Genomic DNA, 6638 nt, shown 5'->3' on the forward strand with positions numbered 1-6638 from the left:
AAAAAGGCCACCTTCCGTGGCCAGAAAGTGACCGTTGACGCGGTGAATATGCCGCCCTGAGTGCTTTAGCCGCTCAGAGACGAATTGATCAGCGGTTCCTTAAAGATGTCAAGGTATTGCAATCCGGAAGAGATCTTTCTGAATTCAAGAAGAAAGGGGAGAAGCGAGAGTCCGTTCAGGCATCTGAGCTCCTGGACGAGGAAGGTCAGATGGAGCCCGACAAGATACGCTTTGCTCTTCACGTGGGCCCTGATGCAGGTGTGAAGAGGCTTGATGTCAACAGGCGTCTCGTTATTACCACCTATCAAACGCTTCGTGACTACCAGTTCTCTCTCTGCCTCGTTGACTGGGGGATGGTGATCTTTGATGAGGCGCAAAACCTCAAGAACCCCAACACCTTGCAGACCCATGCGGCAAAAGGGCTTAATAGTGATATCAAGATATTAGCGACGGGCACACCTGTTGAAAATTCGCTGGGTGACTTCTGGTGCCTGATGGATACCGCTCAGCCAGGGCTTCTGGGGGATTGGACCTATTTCAGGGATCGCTGGGTAACCCCGATACTTCGTGCCCAAGAGGACGAAAAGGATTTCGTTCGTGGTTCGGTTGGGAGCGACCTGCGCAAGGCTGCCGGTGAGTTCATGTTGCGTCGTATCAAGGAGGATCAGCTATCAGCCCTGCCTTCGAAGAGCATTCTTAGTGGTGTTCCCACTGCCTCCCATGGGGCTTCCTATAATCCTAAGCTGTCTTGCTCCATGAATGGCTCCCAGCTCTCGGCCTACAATGAGACGATTGAGTCGTATCGAAAGCGTCGCGCAGAAGAAGACGATGTACGTGGCTTTGCTCTTTCGACGCTTCAGAAGCTGAGGGCGATATCTCTTCATCCGCGAGCTAACGAATCGTTACAATCTCTTGTTTCCAAGCCTGACTCATATCGTATGATTATGTCGGAGTCGGCAAAAATGAAAGTAACCCTTGATGTCCTTGATGATATAAGGTCGGCGCAAGAGAAAGTTATTATATTTATACTTTCTAAAAATGTGCAGCGTTTCATGAAAGTGTGGCTAGACAGGATTTACGGGCTTGATATCAGTATTATCAATGGGGATACATCTGCGGTAGAAGGAAAAGGTGACAGCCTGACAAGGAAGGGGCTGATAGAGCAGTTCGAATCCGTTGATGGCTTTAATATCATCATCATGTCTCCGGTAGCGGCTGGTGTTGGCCTGACAGTCGTGGGTGCCAACCATGTCATTCATCTGGAGCGTCATTGGAATCCTGCCAAGGAGGCACAGGCTACTGACAGGGTTTACCGTATTGGGCAGAAGAGAGATGTTTATATCCATATTCCAGCCGCTTTACACCCTGAGTTTGATTCATTTGACGTCCATCTTGACAGGTTGCTCAGTAGAAAACTCCTTTTGAAGGATGCAGTTGTCACTACTGAGGTGGTCAGTGACAGTGAGGTGATGAAATCTCTTGGTCTAGATTTTTAATCTCTCCATTTTTAGAGGACTTTAAAAGTAGGCCCCAGGTCATCATGGCCAACTTCTGTTAAGGAGTTATTCCTTCGATACCGATATTGGGTCACTCATGATTGTAGTGTCAGAGCTGTTGGGTAGCATAATCTTGGTCTTCTTTGTTGCTGTCGAAAATAGCGTGTGCAGGGTATTGGGAAGTACGGGAGCAGGACTGTTGTTGTCCGGCCGTGAGCAAAGGTATCGAAATGGCTGCCGGTTGGTGGTGGATGGGTAAACTCTCGACAGCTTTGTGATTTGAACGAATCAGTTTCTTTCTTCAGGAGCCTATGGATAATCGGCATATCGTGATATTCGATGGTGTGTGCAACTTCTGCACCGGCGCGGTGAATTTCATCATCCAGCGAGATCCAGAGGGTGTCTTTGCCTTCACCCCGATGCAGAGTGAGTTGGCCCAGGAGCTGACGGAGCGCTTCAACGTCCCCGATGTGGGCACGGACACCCTGGTGCTGATCAAGGAGGGTGAGTGTTATGTGCTCTCGGATGCCGCCCTTGAGATTGCCAAAGACCTGAAAGGGCCTTGGCGGCTGTGCTATGTATTCAAGAGGGTGCCCAGGCCGATCAGGGACGCGGCTTATAAACTATTCGCGCGGCATCGCTATCGGCTCTTTGGTAAGAAAAATGCCTGTATGGTGCCGTCAGCAGAGGTGAGGTCGCGGTTTGTGGGGGCGATACCTGATCCGTGAGGCGGATGTTTATCCAGTCCGGTGGTGGTGGGGCGTGGGTTGCTTACCTTTTCTCTCGGTGGCGCGGCCTCGCGGGTGCCTCGCTACTCGCTCGTTACCACGCGCTACTGTCGTTTGATATCGCGGTAGAAGTTTTCGTGTGAGCCCAGTGCCATCAGCTCAAGCACAAGAACACCCTCATGGAAGCTATAACCCAGTAGGGTCAGTTGCTTGTTCATTTTGAACTTGTGTACTCGCAGGAAAGCCAGGTCGCCTTTCTTCTGTTCTCCCATATAGGGGTCGGCCATTAGCTGCCTGATGACAGAGTCCAGGTCTTTTTTTTGATTTGGCTTGAGTTTTTTGACCGCTTTCTTGAAGGAAGGCGTTTGTAATACGCTGGTAGCGCTAATCAAAATCGTAGGCCTCCAGCTTTCCAGCATCACGTTCTGCCTGTGCGATGATGGCTTGGCGGACAAAGTCGTAGGGCAAATCGGGGTTGTCTTCCATCATCTCGCCGATTTTTGCCCAGTGTTCTATTTGCTTGGGTGTTGTACGGTGTAAAGCCCTTGCCATGATGGCCGCTTTATCCACCAGTTCTTTATCTAAGCGTATGCTTGCAGTAGACATCAGTCACTCCTGTCGTTGGACTTAAAAAATTGTAGCGTGACGCTACACCAGTAGCAAACTGCTGCGTACTGGCTTGACCAGACGTTCACATTTTCAAGAGGTCAATCATGCCCACCACCGCCATCGTTCTTGGTGCCACCGGCGCCATTGGCCAGCACCTCGTGACGCAGCTTTCCCAGCGCGATGAGGTGGAGAGCGTCATTGTCTTGAGCCGCCGCGAGCTGGATATTGCCCGTGAATTTCCCCACGCGAACGCTTCCAGGCTTCAGCCTGTGCTGCTGGATTTCGAACGGTTGGAAGCTGAGGTTGCCGAGCTGGTGCCCGCTGGGGCCATGGCGTTTGTAGCGCTGGGCACCACGAAAAAGCAGGCAGGGAGTAAAGAGGCGTTTCGCTGCGTGGATCATGGGTTGGTGCTGGCGTTTGCCCGTGCCTGCAAAGCGGCGGGGGTGAGCCGGTTAGCCGTGGTGACGGCGCACGGTGCCAACGCTCACTCGTTGATATTTTATAACCGCGTGAAAGGCGAAGTAGAGCGGGATATTCAGGCGCTGAGGTTGCCCAGTGTGTTCTTTGCTCGGCCTTCGCTGTTGTTGGGGCGGCCGCAGGATGGGCGCTTGGCAGAGACGTGGGCGAGCGCGGTGCTGGCGCCCGCAGCAGGCTGGATGCCCGCCTCCGTGAGGCCCATCGATGTCCGCCAGGTGGCTACTGCCATGACGGTGGCGGCTCTGGGGGAGGATCCGGGAGCCACGTCGCGGGTGTTGTCGAATGCTGATATGCACCGCTGTAGTGCGGCTATGGGGCAGGGGGCTAGTGGCTAGTGACGCATCTGCGCCAAGAGGTAGATATTATAGGGGAAGCTGGCGCTTCCCCATTGGTTACTGGAGATCAGTAGCCGAGATAATGCCCTGCCACGAGCGCTATCCAGCACATGACGTAAATGAGTGCCAGCAGGGGCATGATCACCTTTAGCCACTGGGCATAAGACACTTTTCCCAGTGCCAGCATGGCCAGGGTGCCGCCTGAAGTGGGAACGATCAGGTTGGTGAGGCCGTCGCCGACCTGGAACGATGTGATCATCAACTGGCGGCTCATGCCGATGAGATCCGCCAAGGGGATCAGTATCGGCATGGTGACCAACGCTTGGCCTGATCCGCCGGGAATGAAGAGGTTAATGATCCCCTGGATGACACTGGAAGCCACCGCTGCCATGGCAATAGGCATGTCGCCTACCAGGCTGCTCAGTGAATTGACGATGGTGTCGATGATATGGGCATCCTGAAGAATGACCTGAATCGAGGCTGCTACGCCAATCACCAGCGCGCCCGCAGTGACGGAGGCCGCCCCTTCCATCATCTGCTTGACCAGCTCGTTGGCGCCCAGGCCATTGGCAAAGCCGATCACGATGGCCATGAGCAAGAACATCGCAGCGATTTCATTGATGTACCAGCCGCGAGTAAAAACACCGACCAGCATGATAACCAAGCCAGCAATGAAAATGCCCAGCGTCATGATGTTGCGACGCGATAAGCTGTAATCCTGAAGGCGCTTGTTCAACTCGGCGGGCTGGTCGTCCTTGTAGTCGACATTCACTACGTAGCGGCAGATAAAGACCGTTAGGGTGCTTAGGCAAGCCAGCACCATGAGCAGTCGGAGCCACCAGCCCGAAAAGGTGGGTAGTTCGCCAATGCCCTGCGCGACGCCGACGGTATAAGGGTTGATGGGAGAGAGTGCGAAGCCGATACCGATACCGCCCACTGCCATGACGACACCGACCAGGCGTGAACAGCCGATAGCAGTGGCAATCAGTACGCCAATGGGTACCAGCGCAATATTGTTTTCAAAGCCGACTGCGACACCAAAAAAGCCGTAAATGAAAGTGCCTGCGGCAATGATGAGATTACGGCTCCGAGGATTGTTTTCTGCGCCGACTCGGTGTACCGCCACGCCAATCGCATTTTCCAGGGCGCCCGTGCGCTGCAGGATATGAAACAGTCCGCCTGCGATAAACACGATGAACAGGAATTGCGAGGCGTTGATCAAGCCTTCGGGAATGGCGACAAAGATTCGGAATAAGTGCAAATTGGCGACATCGGCCAGGTAATCGAACGATCCCGGAATCACGGTGGTGCGACCATCGATGGTTTCCCGCTCGAACTCGCCTGCTGGGACGATGAACGTCATCAGGTAGGCGGCTACCAGAATCAGGAAAATCAGGACCATCGGGTCAGGTACCTGTTGGTACCATTTTCGTTGCGCCGTCGCAGACGCCTTGTTGGAGTGTTGCGGTGGTTGGTTCATGAGGCACCCATGGGTCGTTATCGTGGTGGATTGCAGCATTTAGCCAAGCGTTGGCAGGTGTGGTAGAGCACCTGAATTGCCTTCATCAGGTCTTCTGGGGTGATGGCTTCGTCCGGGTGATGGCTGATCCCCTTGTGGCAGCGCACGAAGAGCATGCCGATATCGCATAGCTGCGCCATGGCCAACCCATCGTGGCCTGCGCCGCTGAACAACACTTTCGGGGCGACGCCGCTGTCTTGCACAGCTTGCTCCAACGTCGATGTTAGCCAAGGGGCGCACTGCACGGCGGCTTGTTCGTAGGTTTGGGTATGCGTGTAAGTGAGGTTCAGCGCTGGCAGTGCATGGCTGACTTGATCGAGCAGCGTTGAACGCGCCTGCTGGCGTATGGCATCTTGCGGCGAACGTAACTCCACCGTGAGTGTGGTGGTTTGCGGAATGACATTGACCCCGTTGGGCGCATTGGTGATTTTACCCACCACGCCGACCAGCTGATCGGTCTGTTTACAAAGGTTATCGACCAGCCGGATGACTTCGGCAGCACCCACTAGCGCATCGCGACGAAGAGCCATGGGGACAGTGCCAGCGTGCCCAGCCATGCCCTGAATGACGAATTGGTGACGCTCGATTCCGGTAATCGCATTGACCACGCCAACAGGTAGCGAAGCCTCTTCCAATTGGGGCCCCTGTTCGATGTGCGCTTCCAGAAAGGCCAATACCTCGTCAGGAGCGTAGCGGTCCTCAGGAATGCTGTCGGGGTCACAGCCAAAATCGCGCAATGCCTGTGCCAAGGAAATGCCGTTGTCGTCGGTGGCGGAAAGACTGTCGGGATCGAACGTGCCTGCCAGCACTTTGGAACCCAGTAGCGTAGAGCTAAAGCGAGTGCCTTCCTCATCGCTGAAGGCCACGATATCGATATGAAAGGGGAGAGAAATTTGCTGGGCGCGGAGATAACTGATCAAGGCAAGCGGCAGAATGATCCCCATTATGCCATCGTATTTGCCACCGTTGGGAACGGTATCCTGGTGAGACCCCATCAGTAGCACTTTAGCGTTGGGTAAATGACTGGCATGGCGTCCAATGAGGTTGGCGCCATGGTCTCGCCTCACCGACATGCCCAGCGCTTCCATCCAGCTCGACAGCTTTTCCAGTACTGCTTCGTGCTCCGGCGTAGCGCATAAGCGGGTAACGCCTTGTTGAGCGCTGTCCTGAGTTTCCGAGCAGCGTGCTGCTGCTTCAAGCCAATGCCAAGCCTGCTGACCTGCCGCTTCCAGCGTTATTGTCATGGTGACCTCGTTATCAAGCATGCGCGTGTCGTGTCGCGTCTATTTATCATGATAAATTAGGCTAGGTGACGCACTTTGGCTCTGTCAACGCTTTGCTCACGGCCATGGCAGGGCATTCGGTTAGTGCGCTTCAAAAAAGTTTGTAACGGCAGGGGCTTAACCAGGAAGAGGTGCGCCCAGGGTTAGACGTATGTCTAGCCCTGGTCAGATGGGCAAGTGCACAAAGGCTA

The 6638-nt window shown here is 54.3% G+C and carries 7 protein-coding genes; 3 read left to right on the forward strand and 4 right to left on the reverse strand.

Translation table 11 applies throughout. The features are described 5' to 3' along the window. Window positions 1–209: 209 nt before the first annotated feature. Complete coding sequence (locus tag B7L71_RS15270) at window positions 210–1496, forward strand: DEAD/DEAH box helicase (protein WP_212636764.1); 1287 nt, start codon at window positions 210–212, stop codon at window positions 1494–1496. A gap of 311 nt (window positions 1497–1807) precedes the next feature. After that, window positions 1808–2224 carry a thiol-disulfide oxidoreductase DCC family protein gene (locus tag B7L71_RS15275; protein WP_081138969.1) on the forward strand — a complete coding sequence of 139 codons (417 nt, stop codon included), beginning with the start codon at window positions 1808–1810 and terminating at the stop codon, window positions 2222–2224. Window positions 2225–2328: 104 nt separating this feature from the next. Here the strand turns inward: B7L71_RS15275 and B7L71_RS15280 are convergent, their stop codons facing one another. Both B7L71_RS15280 and B7L71_RS15285 read right to left on the reverse strand, forming a co-directional pair. Next, window positions 2329–2616 carry a type II toxin-antitoxin system RelE/ParE family toxin gene (locus B7L71_RS15280; protein WP_016914059.1) on the reverse strand — a complete coding sequence of 96 codons (288 nt, stop codon included), beginning with the start codon at window positions 2614–2616 and terminating at the stop codon, window positions 2329–2331. Then, a complete protein-coding gene (locus tag B7L71_RS15285; protein WP_016914058.1) occupies window positions 2609–2830 on the reverse strand; it encodes a TA system antitoxin ParD family protein in 222 nt (73 codons plus the stop codon). The genes B7L71_RS15280 and B7L71_RS15285 overlap by 8 nt, the downstream gene beginning before the upstream one ends. Before the next feature lie 107 nt (window positions 2831–2937). Between B7L71_RS15285 and B7L71_RS15290 the strand changes: the two genes are divergently transcribed. Next, complete coding sequence (locus B7L71_RS15290) at window positions 2938–3645, forward strand: NAD(P)H-binding protein (RefSeq protein ID WP_081138971.1); 708 nt, start codon at window positions 2938–2940, stop codon at window positions 3643–3645. Window positions 3646–3712: 67 nt separating this feature from the next. On the opposite strand, the gene B7L71_RS15295 is transcribed toward B7L71_RS15290, so the two are convergent. Both B7L71_RS15295 and B7L71_RS15300 read right to left on the reverse strand, forming a co-directional pair. Beyond that, window positions 3713–5125, reverse strand: coding sequence for a YfcC family protein (locus B7L71_RS15295; RefSeq protein WP_249273281.1), 1413 nt, complete (start codon window positions 5123–5125; stop codon window positions 3713–3715). A 17-nt stretch (window positions 5126–5142) separates the two neighbouring features. After that, complete coding sequence (locus B7L71_RS15300) at window positions 5143–6408, reverse strand: allantoate amidohydrolase (protein WP_081138974.1); 1266 nt, start codon at window positions 6406–6408, stop codon at window positions 5143–5145. Window positions 6409–6638 lie beyond the last annotated feature (230 nt).

It is taken from the genome of Halomonas sp. BC2 (assembly GCF_002078115.1).
Classification (GTDB): Bacteria; Pseudomonadota; Gammaproteobacteria; order Pseudomonadales; family Halomonadaceae; genus Vreelandella; species Vreelandella stevensii.

Bases quoted from the DNA above. Each gene is read 5' to 3' on its own strand.
- B7L71_RS15270 (WP_212636764.1), top strand. From the start codon at position 210: ATGGAGCCCGACAAGATACGCTTTGCTCTTCACGTGGGCCCTGATGCA.
- B7L71_RS15275 (WP_081138969.1), top strand. From the start codon at position 1,808: ATGGATAATCGGCATATCGTGATATTCGATGGTGTGTGCAACTTCTGC.
- B7L71_RS15285 (WP_016914058.1), bottom strand. From the start codon at position 2,830: ATGTCTACTGCAAGCATACGCTTAGATAAAGAACTGGTGGATAAAGCG.
- B7L71_RS15290 (WP_081138971.1), top strand. From the start codon at position 2,938: ATGCCCACCACCGCCATCGTTCTTGGTGCCACCGGCGCCATTGGCCAG.
- B7L71_RS15295 (WP_249273281.1), bottom strand. From the start codon at position 5,125: ATGAACCAACCACCGCAACACTCCAACAAGGCGTCTGCGACGGCGCAA.
- B7L71_RS15300 (WP_081138974.1), bottom strand. From the start codon at position 6,408: ATGACAATAACGCTGGAAGCGGCAGGTCAGCAGGCTTGGCATTGGCTT.